A 19,848-nucleotide genomic window follows, 5' to 3' on the forward strand; every position below is an offset into this window, starting at 1 on the left:
AATGAAACCCATGCGATTCAACGTTACCGCCGTGGTGGTGTCTTACAACCGTGAACAGTTACTGGGCGAATGCCTTGACGGCCTTGCGGTCCAGACCCGCCCTGCCGACCGCGTGATCGTGGTCGACAACGCCAGCACCGACCACGCGCTGCAGGTGGCGCGCGAACACCCGGTGAGCGCCGATGTGATCGCCCTGCCGCACAATGTCGGCGGAGCCGGCGGATTCTGCGCGGGCATTGCCGACGCGGTCGATCCGAATGCCATCGCCGCCGACCATGACGCCGCCCACTACGTGTGGATCATGGACGACGACACCATACCGACGCCTACCGCGCTGGAGAAACTGCTTCAGGCGGCGCAGGAGTCGCTTGACGTGAACCACGCCCTGCCCACCATACTCGGGTCCAAGGCGGTGTGGGTCGACGGCCGCGAACACCTGATGAACAAACCAAGACCGCGTACATGGGTGCGCAAAGGTACGAAAGCGTTCGCCGGTCCGGCGGGGGAGAGCACCTATCAGGCGCGCTCGCTGTCGTTCGTCTCGTGCCTGATCAACGCCGGCGCGATCGTGGGCCTCCATAAGCTGCCGCGCAGCGCCTATTTTCTGTGGAACGACGACTTCGAATTCACCACGGCCCTGCTCAAGCACGGCATCGGCTACTACGTGCCCACCAGTGAGGTGATCCACAAGACCAAGGTGTTCGGTTCCAGCGACGCCGATCCGGGTCAGCGCTTCTACAATGAGGTGCGTAACAAACTATGGCTGTTCCGCCTGTCCCGCAGCAATTTCACGGCGGTCGAATTCGTGGAATTCCTGCTGAAAACCGCCCGCCGCTGGGTGCTCACCTATCTGCGTTCCGGCAATAGGGAAGTGATTGTCGACTGCTTCAAACGCGGCTGGCATGACGGTTGGCGCACTGATCCGCAAACCAATGCGGAGCTGTTCGCCGATGTGACGCAGATTGCGCAGCGTATCACGGCGATCGAAGGCTGAAATCAGGGAAGCTACCTACGATTGCCGGTCAGCCTGTTGCGCACGGCGACCAGCAGGTGATAGCAGGATTTTCTGAAACCGGTCGGCAACAGCCGGTAGACGGCACGGACCAGCACATTGCGCAGGAACTGCGGAAGATTCACGAAGCCGTCGTGCAGGAATCTCAACTGCAGTTGCAGCTCGTCACGGAACATACCCAAACCGCCGCGACGCTGGTATGCGCCGGCATCCACGCGGTACAGCACCAATGCCTCCGGCACGTTATGGAAACGCGCATGGCGCAGCATGAGACGCTCCCACAGCATGTAGTCCTCAAAACGGCCGATATGTTCCGGGTAGCCTCCGGCGGCCAGCACCACGGACCTACGGAACACCACACTCGGGTGGTGCAGCGGCGACTGCATACGGGCGAAACGTTCCAGTTCCGCGCCCTCACGGGGGAGCGTACGCACCTGACCGTTACGGTTCTCCTCGCCGGTGAACTCCTGAATGGCACTGCCGGCAATGTCGATGACCGGCACATGATCGGCGGCGAACAACGGCATCATCGTGGCAAAACGCTCAGGTAGGGAAACATCATCGCTATCGGCACGGGCCACCACATCGTAACGGCACCGCCGCAACCCCTCATTCAACGCATGCGCAAGGCCCTGATTGGCATCCAGCGGCACCACGGTCACTTCCGGGCAGGGCATCGGAGAGGCGCCGGGAACGCCGAACCAGCCAGCGACGGTTCCGGGCAGGCCTTGCAGGAATCGCCCGATATCGTCCGGCACCTGGCCATCCCGCACGATCACGATCTGCGTAGGCGGCAACGACTGCTCGATCGTGGCGGAGGCGATCGCCCTCTCTATCTGCGGCAGCGAATCATTGGCATACACTGACATAAGCAGGGAGAACTGCGGAAGCTGGTCATGCTGTTGAATGGTCACTACGCTATCGTAAATCATGACCGTGAAGTTGCGTGAAGGAGCTTGAATGGCCGCAGATAAGACGAGCCGGGTGCAAAGCATCGACGTGCTGCGCACGCTGGCCGTGCTATGCGTACTGAGCATCCACTCACTGCGCGCCGCCGTTGCGCAGGTCAACGGCCAAGACCTGGCCGGTCTCACCGGCAACCAGATCGCCGCCTCCTGCGCCATCGGCCTATCCACGTTGGGCGTACCACTGTTCCTGATGATCAGCGGCTATCTGCTATTGGACCGCGACTACACGAAGGAACGGACCCTCGCCTTCTTCAAACGCAATCTGCTGCCACTGGTCGTCTCATACGAGATATTCAATCTTGCGCTCGCAGTGGTGCAGCACATCGGTGCGGGCGGCGTGACCCTCGCCGACTACGTGAAATCGGCGCTGTTCATGGGCCCCGCGCCAATGGGCCATCTGTGGTACATGCAGGCCATCGTGGGCGCGTACCTGCTGGTACCGCTGCTGGCATTGCTGCTGCACGTCATTAGGGAGCGTGGCCTGGAACCGTATGCATATGCGGTACTGGCCTGTTTGTTCGTGTTCTACTCGGTGCTGCCGAGCGTGAATCAGATCATGGCATTGCAGGGGAATGCGTTCCGGGTCGTCAGCGCTTTGGACATGTTCGGCATTACGGAACCGCGATTCCTGTTCTATATGGTGTTCGGCTACATGGTGCGCAGAGGATTCGGCATGCGAACCGCACCGGTTGCGGTGTATGCGGGTATGGTGGTGGCGCTCGCGTTGTTGTGCGTTTCGGCCGTGTGGTCGAATCTGCATGCCGATGGTTTCCAGTCCAGTCTGGCGTTCACTCCGGTGGTGCTGGGCGGGTGCATGCTGTTCCTTGCCGTGGTGCGGGCGTTGCATGGCAGGTGGATTCCGAACGCCCTGTACCGGCCTGTGCGCAGCGTGGCCATATGTTCATATGGCATTTATGTGTTGCACTACCCCATAGTGTTGTTCATGAAGTATGCGTCGCTGCCCGTGCACGGCTGGGCGTTGTATGCGTGCATCATGGCCGCCGCGTTCATCGTCTCGTATGCGGGGGTGTGGCTGGTGTCCCGTTGCCCCCTTGCCGCCAAATGGCTCTTCCTGATGAAGTGATCTTCTTGAACGCGGCAGGAGCGATTGCCGGCATTAGGACAAGGGTGAGGCTTGCGGTACTATAAGGCAGTTGAAGAGATGCATGTACCCATAGGGTCAACGTTCCCACCCTTCTGACCCGTAAAGAGTCAGTAGGGGGTAACGGGAGAGCCAGAGGAGAAGTAATGCCAGCCAGCCAATTCGGAGGCTCCGGGAACCGGGTCCGACGACAGGTCACCAGTACCATGGCAACAGGGCCCATTCCGACCTTCTTTGATGGTACTTACCATCCGGAGGCCGCGGCCGGCAACAGAAAACCGAAATTCCAGCTACACCCCGCCCCGACTTGGCGTTATCTGTACAATTCCGCGCTATTGGTACTTGATGCCGTGATGATGCTCATTGCCTGCGGCCTCGTGTTCCTCGTCAATAGGAATGTGCTCCATAAGGTGCAGCAGGAGATTGCCGGAGGTGTTCCGCGAACCTTGGTGGTGCTGTGCGTGGTGTGGCTGCTGAGCTTGGCCGTGTGCCAGGGCTATGCCCGCCATGTTATGGGCGAGGGTTATGCACTGTATGCGAAGGTGCTGAGTGCCGGGGTGCTTGACTTTTTCGCCATGTGTTCGCTGTCGTACCTGTTCGATGCCCAATACCCGCGTTGGCTGGTTGGCCCTGCCGCCTTCATTGCTGGCATGCTTACCATGGTCGAGCGCTGGCTGATGCGTCGATTGCTGCATGCGAACCGTCGTAAAGGCGAATTCAACTACCCGACGGTAATCATCGGATCTCCGCAGGGCATTCGGGATACCATCAACAAGCTCACCTCCGAGATGGGTGTGGCCGTCGGCTATATGCCGATTGCGGTGTGCCCGGTGGAGGAGGTGCGCGAGGAATCCGATCCGGATTCTCCCCAATACCTGATTTCGGTGCCGTTCGAACCGCAGAATGAGAGCGAAAAGAAGCTACGCGTGCTGGCGTTGAACTCCCACCTGCCACAGACGGCCCGCAATCTTGGCGCCCGTACCGTGTTCATCGCCGACGTGCTCACCCGTGATTCCGAAACCTTGCGTACGCTTTCCTTGGCAGTCGAATCATTGAATATGGAGTTGGCTGTGACCGCTTCCGTGGCGGATATCGGCGGCGGCCGCGTGAATATGCGCAACAATTCCGCACTGCCGATCATGTCGGCCGCACTGCCGCAATACTCGTGGCCGACGCGCCTTATGAAGCGCACGCTTGACATTTTTGGCTCGCTGATCGCATTGATTCCGGGCTCCGTCATCATGCTGATCACCGCGATCTTCATCAAGAAGGAAGACGGCGGTCCGGTGTTCTACAAACAGGAGCGTATCGGCCAGTATGGCGAACCGTTCCATGTGCTGAAGATGCGTTCCATGCGTGTGGACGCCGACAAGCATGATGCCGAGGTGGCCAAGGCCGCCGGCGTGAAGCTTGGCGTGGCGTTCAAGGCCAAGGATGACCCACGCATTACCAAGGTGGGCAAAATCATTCGTAAAACGTCCATTGATGAGATTCCTCAGTTCATCAACGTGCTGAGGGGCGATATGTCGCTGGTGGGCCCTCGCCCGCAACGCCAATATGAGGTGGATCAGTACTCCACCCTGTATTCCACACGCCTGCTGGTACGCCCGGGCATTACCGGTCCGTGGCAGATTTCGGGGCGTAACAATCTTTCGCAGGAGGAGACCGAATTCCTTGATGTGAGCTATGTGGAGAACTGGTCTCTAATGACGGATATCGCCATTTTGATTAAAACCGTGGGCGTAGTGTTACACGGCGACGGGGCGTACTGACGGCTCCTGAATAGGGTGTCGAAACCGCACGAGGAACTGCAGAAGAACGAATCGGAGTTGTCGATTATGAAACACAATGCAAGCCACGCCATTACACAACCCAATCAGCGTAAAAAATGGCCTTGGGTGTTGCTCGGCATTTTCGTGCTGCTTGTCGCCCTCGGTGCGGTGCTTGGTGTGGCCGGCTACAAGTTCTATAAGCAGGCATTGCAGGTCAAAGACCACGAGATGGCCGCCGTGGAAACGGTGAAGCAGATCAAAGATATCAAGAATACGATGGATCCGGCCACACTGCAGAAGGTCATCAAGCCGATGCAACAGCACACCAGCGCCGCTCGTACCATCGCGCATGGTAGCCTGTGGAAGCTGGCGGCCATGGTACCGGTGTATGGCGATGACATTCGCACCGTGCAGGGCATGACGGAAGTTGTGGATGATCTCGCTTCGAAGACGTTGCCGGAGGTTTCCGATACGTTGACCACGGTGATGAGTTCTGACCTGAGCGCAGGCGATGGCCAAATCAACATGCAGCCGGTGCTGGATCTCAAGAACGCCGTGAACACGGCGAACACACAAGTCCAGCAGCAGTATAAGAAGATGAAGAACCTGCCTACCCCGCATATCGGGATGGTAAAGAATGCGTACAACCAGGCGTTGGACCAGTTCGCTGATATCGCCGACAAATTGAACCAAGGTAACGAAATGCTGTCCATTCTACCGAATTTCCTAGGTCAGGATGGACAGCGTACCTATCTGGTTCTGGCGGCTACCACTTCGGAATCCCGATCCTCGGGTGGTTTGGGTGGCTCGCTGGGCAGCATGACCACCAATAACGGTTCATTCCAGATGGGTGACTTCTACCCGAATACCGAGTTCGAAGGCGAGAATTCCGAGGTCTATACGGAATCCGATAAGGCGTTGTTCCCGTTCTCCTTCGATATTCGAGATCAGGAGGCGGACCCGGACTTCAACAACGTGGCGAAGAACATTGCCACCATTTGGCAGCGGTCCAGCCACTCCACCAATGTGGATGGCGTGATGGCCATCGATCCGGTGTTCATTCAGGAGCTGGTGAAGCTGAATGGTAACGTGCAGATTCCGAACGGCCCGCTGCTGACAGGCGACAATACGGCTCAGTTCCTGCTTAACGACATCTATAAGGATGTGTACACCGCCTACCAGGATGAGTATTTCCAGTATGTGGCTTCCAACGTGATGGATGCCACGTTCAAAGACCTGAGTATCAAAAAGCTTGTGTCCATCGCCAAGCTCATCTCCCCAATGGCGGACGGCCGCCATGTGAGCTTTGTGAGCTTCCATGAAGATGAGAACAAGGCCTTCTCCGATATGGGTCTGACGAACGGTATCCCTTCCGATGAGGAGAAGCCGGAATTCGGCATGTACTTCAACCAGCTCAACGCTTCGAAGATGGACTGGTACCTACACCGCAGTACGCAGATCACACGTACCTCATGCAATCAGGACGGTTCCCAGACCTACCATGTGACGGTCACTCTGGAGAATGCTCTGCCCTATGAGGATTACGTGAACGGCCCCACCTACATTCTTGGCGGCGGTGATTTGCGTGGACACATTGTCGATAAGATGCTGCTCTATGCACCTGCCGGTGGCTCCATCTCCAATCTTACCGTCGGTGGCACCGCGCAAATTGATGACCCACAGCAGGGCGATCTCAATGGCAATGGCATGATCTATACCGTTGCGAACATCGCCTACGGACAGAATGCGACGTTCGACTTCGACGTGACCACCTCACCCAAAGCCAAGGAAGATCTCAAACTTGATCAGACACCGATGGGTTGGACGAATACCGGCGTATCTTACGATACTAAAGCCTGCCAGCTCCAACATTAAGGTCTATTTTGCAGTTGATTCTCAAAATATAGATGTATCCGGATAAGTCAGAGTAGAGAGGTTAACAATGACTGTAGATATATTGATGGCAACATATAATGGAGCCGATTATCTCAATGATCAGATTCAGTCTATTGTTAACCAAGATTATTCCGATTGGGATTTGCTCATTTCTGATGATGGATCTTCTGACTCCACTATAGATATCTTAGAGAGTTGGTCTAATCAAGATTCTCGAATAGAAGTTTTAGATACAGGGATACGGCATGGTACCCCACAAAGTCATTTTTTTAGACATATTGAGATATTCCAAAAATGAGTATTTTGCTTTCTCTGATCAAGATGACTATTGGCTCCCGGAGAAAATGACACTTTGTCTCAAATATTTGCATAACCTTGAAGAAAAATACGGTAAAAAGAGCCCATTAATGGTTTATACCGACATGTCTGTTACGGATAGTAATCTTAAAATTACGGCTTCATCCTTTTTGGAAAACTCAGGAAAAGAGAAGATAGGCGACTCTGTACAAGAATTACTTATAACTAGTGTTGCCGCAGGCTGCACAATAGTAGGAAATGCTGAGTTACGGAAAGTCATCGTTAAAGCGACTGATAATGTTTTTGACGAGAAAATTCTAATGCATGATTGGTGGACCCTGTTGGTCGCAGCCTGCTGTGGGCATGTACTTGGAATCCGTACTCCAACAGTTTTATATAGACAGCATAATACTAATTCTGTTGGTGCCGAACGATATAATGTCTTTAGCAAAATTAGAAATCAAAAAGAGAACGCAAGAAAATATTGGGCTAGTTGTAAGCAGGCAGAACTGCTTTATAACAAATTAGGTGAATTTATGCCTTGCAAAAAAAAGGAACATCATCGCCGCTCTCATTTCAACAATGTATGTCAATAAATTCTCTGCACTAAAAAATTTTACGAAAAAAATCAATTGCTAAAACGAGAACTGTTGAAACGTATAGGACAATGCATGTCAGTCTTGATGAGAAGCAATGAAATGGTTAAGGAGTGAAATGAAGACCTTTGCAATTCATCTTCCACAATTTCATACTTTTCCTGAAAATGATCGCTGGTGGGGAAAAGGTTTTACAGAATGGACAAACGTAAAAAAAGCAAAACCATTATACGAAGGGCATTCTCAGCCTCTTGTACCGATTAATTCCCACTATTACGATCTATCTCATCCAGAAGAAATGACAAGGCAGCATCGTCTTGCAGCACAGTACGGTATCGATGGATTTGTATACTATCATTATTGGTTTAATGGTAAAAAATTGATGGAAAAACCAATAGAAGATTTGCTGACAAATAAAGAGGCTAAACAGCAATTTTGTCTATGCTGGGCAAATGAACCTTGGACTCGAGCATGGGATGGTAAAAATAAAGAAATCTTGATACCTCAGACATTTGGAGGACAAGAAGACTGGTTAAACCACATTAAGTATTTAATCCCTTTTTTCAAGGATGAACGTTATCTAAGAATACAGGGACGTCCTGTGTTCTTCGTCTATTCTCCAAAGAATATTCCTAATTTTGATAGTATGATTAATTTTTGGAATTCGTATCTTGGAAAATGTGGGGAAGAAAATATATATCTTATTGAATATATCAGTTCATTTAATCCAAAAGCATTTAGTAATTACTCTAAAGCGGTCTTTGAATTTGAGCCATTGTATTCGGCACATTATGAAATTTCACTTTTTAAAGCAGGCTGATCGTTTTATCGATAAAAAGATGAAAAAAGCTTGATTTTCTAGATTATGATTATCTGTGGAATCGTATTTTAAATAAACAGAGGACATACGGAACGAGACAAATCGTAAGATCTGCCTTTACGAACTTCGATAATTCTCCAAGAAAAGGAACGCGTGCTTTTATTACCCAAGGAGCAAGCTACACAAAGTTTGCGGATTATTTGACACAACTGATTCATTCAAATCGACAAGATTACATGGATTTCACTGTGATTAATGCTTGGAATGAGTGGGGTGAGGGAGCCATACTCGAACCAACGGAATCCGACCAATATGGTTGGTTGCAGGCGGTGAAAGATGCTGTACAATGAGAAAACTTTTGTAACAAAGAAAAATAAAGGGCTTGCAGTTTTTGAGGCTCCTTATTTCTTTGTAGGATATGCTATATGGTTAATTGTTGCAATCTTGAATACAACAACGCTGTCGGCACATTTTGGACATGTAAATATACTATATGCTATTGTTCCAGTTTTTTTTTCTTTTGCATGAGATTTTTTACGATCAAAGAGCATACGACAGGTGAAATAGTATTTGCTGTCGTTCTTATCTTTCTAAATCTTCAAACTTTCCTTTTAGGTAACAATGATTTGCTAGCATTTTCAATGCTTCTTTTTTTGCGGACGAAGAATTGCTTTCTCAGAAATCGCAAAGATAACAGTTATGCTTCAAACAATTATTACCATTTTGATTGTAACGTTTTCTGGTTTGGGGTTAATTGATAATGTAAGCAACATAAGAGCAGATGGGACAGCGCGTGTCTCATTGGGATTTGCGTATGTGACCTTTTTGTCATACATATTTCTTAATATTGTGTTGCTTTGGGTTTGGCTGCGTAATAAAAACATGCGGTTTAGTGAATATCTTCTCCTAGGGATATGTAATACTGCGGTGTTCTACTATACGGATGCTCGTAATGGATGTTGTTTAATATATCTTGTCCTCATTGTCTCTTTCATAATTAATCGATATAGTGACAGATTAGTTCATAAAAAAGGTAATTGATTTCCTTATTCAATATGATTATATAATTTGCGCTACTTTTTTTCTTGTCTATATCGCTACTGTTCATTTTCTTTTTCTGATGCATCAGCTATGAAAGAGATAGATAAGATCTTTTTCTTCTAGACTTACATATACCTCCTATGCTCTTCAACATTTTGGTTTGCCTTTCCTAGGTGGAACAAAAGAAGTGCTGGTGAATAAAGGATTATATATTGATTCATCATATATGAGAATAATATATGATCATGGATTGATTGTTTTATTGTTACTCTTATTTTTCTTAACTATCCTTCAAAAGAAATTGCTTGCTAATAATGAATGGCTTCTGTTATTTTTTGTTGGGAATTATTGCAGTACATTCAATGTTCGATGCTCAACTGATGTCCTTTCAACATAACACTTTTCTTTTCCTCTTAACTTCAGTTATCCCTTGGAGGAATGGGAAACATTATCGTTTGATAAATTTTTAATCATACTAGGAGTTCCAATGCCTAAAGTAAGTGTAGTCATTCCTACTTTCAATCGTGCAGATACTATAGGCGATTCCATTAAGAGTGTTCTAGAGCAGACATTCAAAGATTTTGAAGTAGTAGTTGTTGATGATGGTTCTACAGACAACACTGAATCAATCATTGCCTCGCTTGGGGATTCTCGAATTAAATATGTTATGCAGGATAATGCAGGAGCATGCGCTGCTCGTAACAATGGAATTCGGCATGCACATGGTGAATATATTGCGTTCCAAGATAGCGACGACCATTGGATGCCTCGAAAACTCGAGAAGCAGCTTCAGAATATCAACCTTTATAATTCGAAGATAGATATATGCAAGATGCATTCTGTTGGGCTACCTGAAGATGAATATGAGCCCTGTCGTCAAGCGATAAAGGCAAATTTTTCATATGAATATTTACTCGGGCGTAATTTTGTGAGTACTCAGATGATTCTCGCGAGGCATGAGCTCTTTGAAGATAATTTGTTCGATGTAAAGATTCCTCGTTTCCAGGATTGGGATCTTATGCTTCGTTTGCTGCGTGACCACAAGCTGTCTTACACTGATGAAGTACTTGTTGAGCGCTATATTTCTGCAGATTCCATCTCCCAGAACGTTAGCAAGGCACTTGAGGCGTATTCATTAATTGAAAAAAAAATATTTCGATGAACTATCTTCACATCGGGATTCGTATTCTCGGTTTATGTATACGAAAGCTCAAATTTGCAAATCCGGGTTGACTAGGCATGAAGAGGCGGCACTTTTCATGAATAGTTTCAAGATGAATCCTAACTTGAAAAGTTTATTGCGAGCAGTGCAAAGTCTTGTACTTCTATAAGACACATAGCTGTGTACTGCGATATGCCTAAAGTCGCTTATCTAGTTGATAGGCCAGCATGGATTCGTAATAATGTATTGTAAATTATTGAAGGGTATAAACTGCTTCCGCTGAAAGGATGTCAATGATGAAAATTGCAGTTGCTGGTACTGGTTACGTCGGTTTGTCCGTCTCGCTGTTACTTGCTCAAAATAATGAGGTTTGTGCAGTGGATATCGTGCCTTCAAAGGTGGAAGCACTGAATCGCGGTGAAAGTCCTATTGTGGATGAAAAAAATTACTGAATTTCTCAACAAGAATATAACAGGGGAATGCCCTCTTAATTTTCACGCAACACTGAATCAATCTGAAGCATATGAAGATGCAGATTATGTTGTAATCGCGACACCGACAAATTATGATCCACTGAAAAAATTATTTCGATACTTCTAGTGTCGAGAATGCTATTGACGCGGTTCGCGATGTGAATTCGGCTGCTTGGGTGGTCATAAAATCTACCGTACCCGTTGGCTACACGATAAATCTGCGTAAATCACGTAATGATGATCGTATTATCTTTAGTCCGGAATTTTTTACGTGAGGGGAAAGCTCTGTACGATAACCTTCATCCAAGTCGAATTGTGGTTGGTGCACCGGCGGATGATTCGCGGGCTATTGAGGCCGCAGAGAAATTTGCGCAATTGCTCGATGAGGGGACTGCGCAGGGAGAGCAAACTCGATCAAATCCGGATGGTTCGAAGGGTGTACCACGTCTGATTGTAGGGCCAACTGAGGCAGAGGCCATTAAGTTGTTTGCCAATACATATCTTGCATTACGTGTAGCGTATTTTAATGAATTAGACACATATGCACAGACCCGTTGTTTGAATGCAGAAGAGATCATTCATGGAGTGGGACTGGATCCACGTATTGGAGCACACTATAATAATCCGAGTTTCGGTTATGGCGGATATTGTCTCCCGAAAGATACAAAACAGTTACTTGCAAATTATGACAAAGTACCTCAGAATCTCATCGGTGCCATTGTAGATGCAAATCGCACTCGAAAAGATTTTATTGCTTCGGAAGTGATGGAACGTGCTCTGGCTTCTGGCAAGAAGAAACCTATAGTTGGTATATATCGATTGACCATGAAGTCAGGCTCTGATAATTTTCGGCAGTCGTCAATTCAAGGTGTGATGAAAAGGGTCAAGGCTAAAGGTGTCACTGTATTGGTGTATGAGCCTACGTTGGAGGACTCAGAATTTTATGGCTCTGAGGTAACGCATGATCTAGAATCGTTTAAAGAACGGGTAGACGTGATTGTTGCCAATCGTTGGAATGCAGAACTCAAGGATGTGGAAGCTAAAGTCTATACCCGCGATCTATTCCGGAGAGATTGATGGCATGATTCCGGAGGACTTCATATGGAACGCATGCTGAATGTCTACGCTGCCCCACGTATGTAGATTAGTAGAGCGTCAGTAGACAGTATGATGATAAAAATATAGAATATCGTATTTTAGGTAAGGAATCCTAGGAATTTTCTGGAATCGTTGCGGAACCAATAGTTGTCATTTCGTGGTTGAAGTGGCATGTTCTTGACTTGGAGGACAAGGCGTGAGCGAACGCATTCTATTTACAACTGAGACGCTGAGCTTGGGCGGCATACAACGTGTGACATCAGTAATTGTAAATGCGTTATATGAGCATGGGGGAAGATGTGACTTTGTATTGTTTGGATGATACCAAACAGGATTTTTTATCATGTTAATGCGCCTGTTGTTCGTTTTGATTCTACAAGAAAGAGATACCTTAAAAAATCAATTTTTTCCGTTTGTTAAAACTTTTTTTCTGGCGGGAAGATTATGTCTCTTTGGCAAATTCATTTTTTTAAAATATCTAGATGATAATAGGATTAATACAGTTGTCTTAAATCCACATTTCTTTCATCTCGTTCCAAAAATAAAAGAACGTTATCCATTTATACGTATTTATTTATGGATGCACAATAATTTTGATGTGTATGTTGAAACAAAAAAAATATTTTTAGTAATCGCGACTCTCTGCTTCGGTTTGTAAAGAAAGCAGATGGAATAATTTGTCTTGAGAAATACTCGTGTAAAAGATGGTTGCAATATAATGCAAATTCATTCGTTTTGCATAATCCAATCACTCTTGACCCACATCATTCTGTGGCGGATATGGACAGCCACGTTATTTCGTTCACATCGCGGTTGACCATAGAACAAAAAGGACTGGATCATCTTATAGCGATTGCGCGCACGCTTCCAGAACCATGGTACATTAATGTTGCCGGAACTGGCGTAGACAAAAATCGTTTCTTAGATCTCATTCAAGAAGCACATGTCGAGAATAAAATCATCTTAAGAGGAGCCTTGCAGGGGCGGGATCTGCTCGATCATTATCTAAAATCAAGCATCTTCCTTATGACAAGTCGTTGGGAAGGTTTTTCATTAGTGTCTGCAGAGGCTATGAGTGTCGGACTTCCTGTCGTCGCATTCGACATACCTGCTCTTTGTGAGGTGACTGACAATGGGCGTTATGCATTGCTTGCCCATGATGGTGATGTGGAAGATTTTTGTCGGCAATTGAGTAAATTAATTTCCAGTGTGAAATTACGTAGAAAATACTCTGCACTTTCGTTGGAACGTGCAAAAGCATTTTCTCTTGAAACCATTGTGAGTGAATGGAAGAGCATAGTCGATGAATGATGTGTCAAAAAAAACATAGAGAGATGAGTTTTTTTGAAGGCTGCTTTCATTCAGGCAGTGTCGAAATACTCTACAGTGATAATGCAGATGGCAATCACTGTTGTACTTGCCAGATTGCTTACGCCGGAACAATATGGAGTGATGGCTGGTGTTACAGTCTTCACAAGTTTTTTTCAGTATATTGGCTGATTTGGGATTGGGTCCAGCAATTATTCAGTATCAAGAACTCGATTCGAAAGATTATGGATCTATTTTTATCTTTTCATGTGGTCTTGGCCTTTGTCTTTCCTGTGTCTTCATCTTTTTTGGGGACACCATTAAGCTTTTTTCTTCCATGATTCTACTTATGCTTCATTGTGTGCTTGGGTGTCTGTATCCGTATTCTTCAACACAGTCAACATGGTCCCCAACGGGTTACTTCTTAAAGGCAAGAAATTTAAATTAATTGGAGTAAGACTCTTCATAACAACGATTGTTGGAGGCCTTGCTGCAATCGTTCTTGCATATGTAGGATTTGGAGTGTTTGCATTAGTTGCGAACATAAATATTACAGCAATATTGGTTTTTCTGTGGAATTATCTCTCAATAAAGAAAGAACTCTCCTTTACTGACTTGCATATTATTTCTTCAATAAGAATAATCGCAAAGTATTCACTTTTTTCAAGCTGGTGCAAATTTTGTAAATTACTTCGCTAGGAACCTGGATCATCTTGTTATTGGTAGAGCGTTCAATTCCGTATCCCTAGGACTATATGACAAGGCTTACAAACTGACGGCGTATCCAATTACATTTGTCCCGCAAGTGTTAGCTAGTGTGATACAACCATTCTTAGCTAGGTATCAAAACGATAAATATCGGCTCCGTGACTTCTATCATAAAATAACTTTTGTATTAGCAATAGTTGGGGCATATGTTACATTTTTTATTTGTATTATGTTCGAATGAAATTGTTGTTATATTCTATGGTGACAGTTGGAAGAACTGTGTACCGCTATTTGCCATTCTTTCGTCTTCTTTATTTTGTCAATTATTGGGTAATATCACCGGGCCGATGCTACAAAGTGCAGGGCGTACTGATTTACTTCTAAGGCAGACATCAATTGCGACGGTTATTATTGTTGTTTCCATGTTGTTGGGAGCGTTGACTGGTAATTTGACCAATCTTGCAATTGGTGTTGCCTTTGGTTATTGTTTACAGATATTCACTTGCGTGTATTATGTGGAGAGAATTGCTCTTGAAGGTCGAATCCGAGACTACTGTAAGGAAGTTGTGACCCCTCTTATATGTGGTTTCGTTGCTTTTGTTCCGTGTATGCTATGTAAAAAGAGTTTTTTCCCCTCTTTGAATACGTGGATTTCTCTTTTAATATTTGCTCTTTCTTTTACTGGTCTATTTATTATATTTGTTGTTTTAACTGGCGGGTTTAAAAAAATGTTTGAATATTTTGCATCGATGATATTTATATTTATTGTAGATATTTATTATTTTTAATTTAAAAATCAATCTTATTGATAATTGACTTGAAGTTTTGAAGAAGGGACTGGATATAATGAAAGGGTCGAATTTGACTTCTGTCATCATTCCGACGCTGAATCCGGGTAATCAGATTACCGTGCTGCTCGATAAACTGATTAGCCAGAGCCTACCGCCTGTGGAAATCATCGTCGTTGATTCCCAGTCGGATGATGGCACTCCGGCTTTGGTGAATCAATATATTGCGAGCCATACCGGTCAGAACATCAGATTCATCGGAATCGAACGCAAAGATTTCGATCATGGCGCCACCCGGGACATGGCCTTACGTGAGTCCAGTGGCGATTTTGTCCTGTTTCTGACTCAAGACGCCATGCCTGCGAATGAGCATTATATCGAAAATCTCATGAGACCTTTCTCTGATGAAAAGGTGGCTTTGGTCACTGGGCGTCAGATTGCACGCCCAGATGCACGCCCTGCCGAGCGTCTGGTCCGGGAATTCAACTATCCCGAACAATCCCATATCCGTGACGCTTCCGATATCGAACGATTGGGCATCAAGGCGTTCTTTGCCTCCGACGTGTGCGCTGCGTATCGCCGCTCGGCATATCTTGCCGTCGGAGGGTTTGAGCATCCGATTGACACCAACGAAGACATGCTGATCGCCGCCGCGTTCCTCCATGCCGGGTACAAGATTGCATACGAGGCAAGTGCGGAAGTCGTTCACTCACATAATTTCACACTCAGACAGCAGTACAAACGCAACTATCTCATGGGCAAGGAGATTCAGAAGCACGCGGCGTTGTTGGGCGGCGCGAAAGTTGCTGGTGAAGGAATGGCGCTGGTCAAATATGTCATCCAGGGCTTGGCCAAAGGGTGTCATTTATGCGAAATCATAAGATTCTGCTTCGACTGCGCGGCTCGACTGTTGGGTAATCGAGCCGGGGCATCGGCGGGAGCGAAACTTCAGAACGAGTCTTCATCTGAATGGTAATAACAGAAAATAAAGATCCGTTTTGAAGCTTTGCTCCAACTGCGGCCTTACGGAACCTGCGTGAACTTCAGATCCTTAAGGTAGTTTTTGCCGGAGGTCTGGTCGTATTGCACCAGCTTGTAGTCGGCAAGCAGCTGCTTGGCCCTTTCCGAAAGATGCTTCACGGTGACTGTATTGCCGTCACGGTCAAGATAGGTGGCGTGTCCCTGACCGATGCCGCCATTGGTGTCGATTACGCGGCTCATGGCCGGCACTTCCTGATGCAACTCGGTCAGCATGGCGAGGAACGGTGACACCTTGGCGTTCATGTGCTCGGCTGCCATGGCCATGAAGTAATTCGACGAAGTATAGGCGGTTTCGGTCTGGTCAAGCTTCGTGTCATGCGAGGCGGACGCGTTGTTCGACCAGATGAAATAGTCGGTCTCGTGCAGCGACACCTTGTTGTTCTTATCCTTATCGGCGGTGTAGTAGATGCCGGGCAGGTGGTCGCCGTAGAAGATCACGGTGATCGGCTTGTCGATCTGATTGAGTTGGTCGAGGAAGTCGGCGGTCTCCTGGTCGGTATAGTTCACGCCCTTGGCATACGTGTCGACGTCGCTGCGCTCACTGTCGGAAATGTTCTCCGACGTGTCGGCGTCCACAAACTCGTTATTGTCGTAGTAGTCGCCGTACGGCATGTGGTTCTGCATGGTCACGAGCTGCAGGAACTGCGACTTGTCGCCATCCTTCTGCTCATTGATCAAGTCGAGAACGTTCTGGTATGCCTCGCTGTCGCTCACATACGGCGAACGATCGATGGTGCCGGTATGTGCGAGTGGTTCCTTGCTGTCGCACGTATACAGGTTCGAGAACTTGAACTTTTTGTAGTTGATGTTGCGCAGATACATGCTCTGCTGGAACGGATGCACCGCGGAGGTGGCGGATTCGCCGTACTTTTGCGTCCAGATCTGATTGAACGAGTACGGGTCGTCCTGATTCGGTACAAGCTGCTGGTATGGCACAATCAGGGAATCGTTGAAATTGGCCAGGTTCATACCGGTTAGCGCCTGATACTCGATGTTCGCGGTACCTCCGCCATAACCGGGGGAGAGCATCAGTCCGGACGTCGTGGAGTTCTTGATATTGCGGATGTTCGGCATCGGATCGATGCCGAAGCTCACGCCCGGCACGCGCGTCGGATCGGAGAAGGACTCGGACAGAATCAGGATCACCGTACTATCGGTCAGTTCGCTGCCACGGTTCTGATTGATGGTTTCCGCTTCGGCGGAATAGCGTTCGGCGATCTGCTCCATGGTCTTCTGGCTGTAGTTCTCCGGCTTATCCATGGCCTTGACCTTGGTCAGGCTCAGGAACGTGGTTGCCGGACCGTTGTTCTGCGCGTCCATCAGGGAGTTCCACAATTCTGGGCGGTAGCCCATATCCGTGGCCCAAGTGTAGGACCACGAATCCGGGGTGCTCAAGCCCGCCGTATACGAGCCGAGCAGCACCACGCTGAGCACGGCGGCAAGAACACGGCAACTGTTGCCGACAATGTTCTTGACGTTCGCGATGGGGTGGCGCCACGAGCAATGGATGAATCTCCTGCGGCCGTCGAGCGCGAATAGGATCACGCATATCACCACGAACCAGATCACCACGTGGATTGCACCTTGAACGAGCGCTTCGCTGGTCTCAGGTACGAACGACATGATGCTGCCGGTGTCACCACCGGAAACGAACGTCAGATCGGCCGGAATGATCGGTTCGTTACGCAACTGCACCTTGATGCTGTTGGCCACGCCGTATGTGGTCATGACGGTGCCGAATATGATGGTCGCAATCCAGAATCTGTTCGTAATGAAGATCAGCGCAAGATACACCAATCCCAAACCAACGAAATTGACGAGGAATATGTATTTCTGCTCCAGCCACATCTGACTGACGAATTTCGTCAGCTGACCGGCCACGCTTTGCATGATCCTGGTGGTATCGTCGACCTGCGCGTCCGCGGCGTATTCCGGCTCGGTGCACATGCCCCACTGCAGGAAGATGACCTCCGCCGAGGTGAGCAGCATGAACACGACCGTGTAGAACGCATAGGAGAACTTCATGCGTTTGCGCCACAGGCCGTGAAGCATTTTGGCGATGTCGATGAACTTGCGTACGGGCTTCAGATCGGTAAAGGCCTGCCACCGGTCATGAACCTTCTCCGCGGCATGATGCACGGTTGCGGCCACTCGTCGGGCCGCCTGCCGGGCGGTATGTGCGACGGTATGCACCTTACGCACCGTGATCACGGCCAGTTCCTCGGCCTTGTCGGCCGGAACGAGCGCATTGGGCTCCGCCGATGCCGTGTTTGCGGCTGGTTGCGCCAGTGCCGGAACCGGCGCGGGCGCGTTGACCGTTCCGATATCATGCTCGGTCGTTTGCATGCCTGATTGCATGCCTTGCGTGTACAGGCTGTAGCGCGTGCCCCTACGCTGCGTGGCACGATGCTGAGCATGTTGCGCTTGTGGTTCCGTTGACGCGTGGATTGGCCGCTTGCTGACGAACAATGATGTTCTCCGCGCCCGTTTCGTCGATTCATCGGCTGGTCGGAAAGCGTTTCTGATGATGGAAGGTGAAATATGCATGTGCTGATTGACCGTGCGGGAGGAGGGAAAGGAACGATGGCGTGTTTCACCGACGACCGGTTCTGGGCGTTTGCTGAATGCGGCTGGCTGCAGATATGGAAGATCCTTCGAGTGACCGGTGGCCAGGATGTTCTGCATCATCGCGTCCTTTGGGGGTACTTCCGTTCTGGCTGATTTGCCTTTGGGAGGTGAACTCTAAGTGAATCAGGGCTATTCTAATGGCGCAGTCTGGACGAAAGGACTGCTTACGAGTCGTGCAACATCTCCTGTATGTTTGCAGGGCGGTTTCTGCATACGAATCCACGCGGGAGGGCGGCTTTCCGCACTGAAAGCAAGCCAGGTTCGTTCCATCGGAAGGGTGGGCATGGAGTGGGGCGGGCGCTGTCGAGACGATGGCGCAATCGGTTGTGCCATTGGCGGCGACGGTGCCGCCAATAACTGGTGCATCCATCAGACCATCTTCCGTACCGTTCCGCGGTAGGGCGATTGCGGTTGGAAGGTCGTCGGCGGAAGGCGGTTATTTGGTGGAATCGAGCTTCATCTCCTGTGAGGCGACCACGGCCTTGGCGGCGGAATCGAGCTCATTGGTGATGTTGCGCAGGTCGTTGGCGTAGTCCTTGATGTCATTGGTGGCCTTGGTGAAGTCATCCACGCTGCCGTTGGCGGGGCAGGTCGGCGCATCGTCGATGTCGTCGGCGAGCTTCATCGCATCCTTGAGCGTTTCCAGCGTGGAGCCGTTCGCCACATCGTCGACCGTGAGCTTCGCCGCCTGTTCGGCTCTGGTCTGTGCCGCTTCGAAGCTGTTTTGATGGACGGTCAGTGTCTTTGCGTTCAGTTTGCAGGTATCGCTGGCGGCTTGCGTCAGTTCCTGCCGATTGCCGACAAAAATGATCGCTGCTACGGTCAATACGATCGCGATGACCGCGATTATGGCGATCACTGCAATCGAATGCCTTGATTTGGCATTGCTTTTTTTCGATCTTCACTATTTCTTTCCCTCTTATCCTGTTGCATGTGAATCTCAACGAGACCTTAAGAGCATACAAAAAATTTCATGAGAAAATCGCTTGCTAAAGAAATGGTTTCGTGTTTTTTTCTCTATGAGGGGAATGGTTGCAATATAAGGGCATACAGAGGTGCCGAGGTGATTCGGGTGGCATTAAAGGGTGCCGTGCTCGATTGATGTGACGCAGTGCCTGTTGCGTGCAGGTAAGGGAAC

Annotated in this window: 21 protein-coding genes and 1 pseudogene; 19 read left to right on the top strand and 3 right to left on the bottom strand. The window is 48.6% G+C overall.

The genetic code is table 11. The features are described 5' to 3' along the window. Positions 1-10 precede the first annotated feature (10 nt). A complete protein-coding gene (locus BMOU_RS01625) occupies positions 11-994 on the top strand; it encodes a glycosyltransferase (RefSeq protein ID WP_034874104.1) in 984 nt (327 codons plus the stop codon). 11 nt (positions 995-1,005) lie between these two features. On the opposite strand, the gene BMOU_RS01630 is transcribed toward BMOU_RS01625, so the two are convergent. After that, on the bottom strand, positions 1,006-1,944 hold the full coding sequence (locus tag BMOU_RS01630; protein ID WP_034874106.1) for a glycosyltransferase: 939 nt from the start codon (positions 1,942-1,944) through the stop codon (positions 1,006-1,008). A gap of 28 nt (positions 1,945-1,972) precedes the next feature. Here BMOU_RS01630 and BMOU_RS01635 point away from each other — a divergent pair, with 28 nt between their 5' ends. From BMOU_RS01635 to BMOU_RS01660, 17 genes and pseudogenes are all read left to right on the top strand, one after another. Then, positions 1,973-3,064 (top strand): acyltransferase, encoded by a 1,092-nt coding sequence (locus BMOU_RS01635; protein ID WP_034874108.1) that lies wholly within the window; start codon positions 1,973-1,975, stop codon positions 3,062-3,064. Positions 3,065-3,288: 224 nt separating this feature from the next. Then, complete coding sequence (locus tag BMOU_RS01640; protein ID WP_034874465.1) at positions 3,289-4,854, top strand: sugar transferase; 1,566 nt, start codon at positions 3,289-3,291, stop codon at positions 4,852-4,854. 66 nt (positions 4,855-4,920) lie between these two features. Then, complete coding sequence (locus BMOU_RS01645; protein WP_235143639.1) at positions 4,921-6,729, top strand: DUF4012 domain-containing protein; 1,809 nt, start codon at positions 4,921-4,923, stop codon at positions 6,727-6,729. A gap of 67 nt (positions 6,730-6,796) precedes the next feature. After that, entirely contained in the window at positions 6,797-7,048 is a 252-nt protein-coding gene (locus BMOU_RS10830; RefSeq protein ID WP_081738451.1) for a glycosyltransferase, read from the top strand. Then, the gene (locus BMOU_RS11165; protein ID WP_161631963.1) at positions 7,029-7,643 is read left to right on the top strand and encodes a glycosyltransferase family protein; all 615 of its coding nucleotides are present in this window, start codon (positions 7,029-7,031) and stop codon (positions 7,641-7,643) included. The genes BMOU_RS10830 and BMOU_RS11165 overlap by 20 nt, the downstream gene beginning before the upstream one ends. 118 nt (positions 7,644-7,761) lie before the next feature. Continuing rightward, a complete protein-coding gene (locus BMOU_RS10835; protein ID WP_268744924.1) occupies positions 7,762-8,463 on the top strand; it encodes a glycosyltransferase WbsX family protein in 702 nt (233 codons plus the stop codon). 65 nt (positions 8,464-8,528) lie between these two features. Further along, complete coding sequence (locus BMOU_RS11650; protein ID WP_268744931.1) at positions 8,529-8,813, top strand: glycoside hydrolase family 99-like domain-containing protein; 285 nt, start codon at positions 8,529-8,531, stop codon at positions 8,811-8,813. After that, positions 8,800-8,991: a hypothetical protein gene (locus tag BMOU_RS11470; protein WP_235143640.1), complete on the top strand. Its 192-nt coding sequence runs from the start codon at positions 8,800-8,802 to the stop codon at positions 8,989-8,991. The genes BMOU_RS11650 and BMOU_RS11470 overlap by 14 nt, the downstream gene beginning before the upstream one ends. A 1,000-nt stretch (positions 8,992-9,991) precedes the next feature. Further along, entirely contained in the window at positions 9,992-10,666 is a 675-nt protein-coding gene (locus tag BMOU_RS01650) for a glycosyltransferase family 2 protein (RefSeq protein ID WP_235143641.1), read from the top strand. Between the two features lie 296 nt (positions 10,667-10,962). Further along, positions 10,963-12,216: pseudogene (locus tag BMOU_RS01655) on the top strand (nucleotide sugar dehydrogenase). A gap of 801 nt (positions 12,217-13,017) precedes the next feature. Then, positions 13,018-13,548 carry a glycosyltransferase gene (locus BMOU_RS10845; protein ID WP_081738452.1) on the top strand — a complete coding sequence of 177 codons (531 nt, stop codon included), beginning with the start codon at positions 13,018-13,020 and terminating at the stop codon, positions 13,546-13,548. An 87-nt stretch (positions 13,549-13,635) separates the two neighbouring features. Further along, positions 13,636-13,737 carry an oligosaccharide flippase family protein gene (locus tag BMOU_RS11655; protein ID WP_268744932.1) on the top strand — a complete coding sequence of 34 codons (102 nt, stop codon included), beginning with the start codon at positions 13,636-13,638 and terminating at the stop codon, positions 13,735-13,737. Continuing rightward, complete coding sequence (locus BMOU_RS11660; RefSeq protein ID WP_268744925.1) at positions 13,697-13,993, top strand: oligosaccharide flippase family protein; 297 nt, start codon at positions 13,697-13,699, stop codon at positions 13,991-13,993. The genes BMOU_RS11655 and BMOU_RS11660 overlap by 41 nt, the downstream gene beginning before the upstream one ends. Further along, positions 13,915-14,244, top strand: a complete 330-nt coding sequence (locus tag BMOU_RS11665) for an oligosaccharide flippase family protein (protein ID WP_268744926.1) — start codon at positions 13,915-13,917, stop codon at positions 14,242-14,244. Before BMOU_RS11660 ends, BMOU_RS11665 begins: the two co-directional genes overlap by 79 nt. A gap of 19 nt (positions 14,245-14,263) precedes the next feature. Further along, positions 14,264-14,494 (top strand): oligosaccharide flippase family protein, encoded by a 231-nt coding sequence (locus BMOU_RS11670; RefSeq protein ID WP_268744933.1) that lies wholly within the window; start codon positions 14,264-14,266, stop codon positions 14,492-14,494. Positions 14,495-14,579: 85 nt separating this feature from the next. Further along, complete coding sequence (locus BMOU_RS11480; RefSeq protein ID WP_235143642.1) at positions 14,580-15,041, top strand: hypothetical protein; 462 nt, start codon at positions 14,580-14,582, stop codon at positions 15,039-15,041. 58 nt (positions 15,042-15,099) lie between these two features. Further along, positions 15,100-16,017, top strand: a complete 918-nt coding sequence (locus BMOU_RS01660) for a glycosyltransferase family 2 protein (protein WP_034874112.1) — start codon at positions 15,100-15,102, stop codon at positions 16,015-16,017. Between the two features lie 47 nt (positions 16,018-16,064). On the opposite strand, the gene BMOU_RS01665 is transcribed toward BMOU_RS01660, so the two are convergent. Then, positions 16,065-18,428, bottom strand: coding sequence for an LTA synthase family protein (locus BMOU_RS01665; RefSeq protein ID WP_235143643.1), 2,364 nt, complete (start codon positions 18,426-18,428; stop codon positions 16,065-16,067). Positions 18,429-18,623: 195 nt separating this feature from the next. Here BMOU_RS01665 and BMOU_RS11485 point away from each other — a divergent pair, with 195 nt between their 5' ends. Then, positions 18,624-18,803, top strand: coding sequence for a hypothetical protein (locus BMOU_RS11485; RefSeq protein WP_235143644.1), 180 nt, complete (start codon positions 18,624-18,626; stop codon positions 18,801-18,803). A gap of 343 nt (positions 18,804-19,146) precedes the next feature. Here BMOU_RS11485 and BMOU_RS01670 read toward each other — a convergent pair whose 3' ends face one another. After that, positions 19,147-19,569: a hypothetical protein gene (locus tag BMOU_RS01670; RefSeq protein WP_235143645.1), complete on the bottom strand. Its 423-nt coding sequence runs from the start codon at positions 19,567-19,569 to the stop codon at positions 19,147-19,149. Positions 19,570-19,848: the final 279 nt, after the last annotated feature.

It is taken from the genome of Bifidobacterium moukalabense DSM 27321 (assembly GCF_000522505.1).
Lineage (GTDB): Bacteria > Actinomycetota > Actinomycetes > Actinomycetales > Bifidobacteriaceae > Bifidobacterium > Bifidobacterium moukalabense.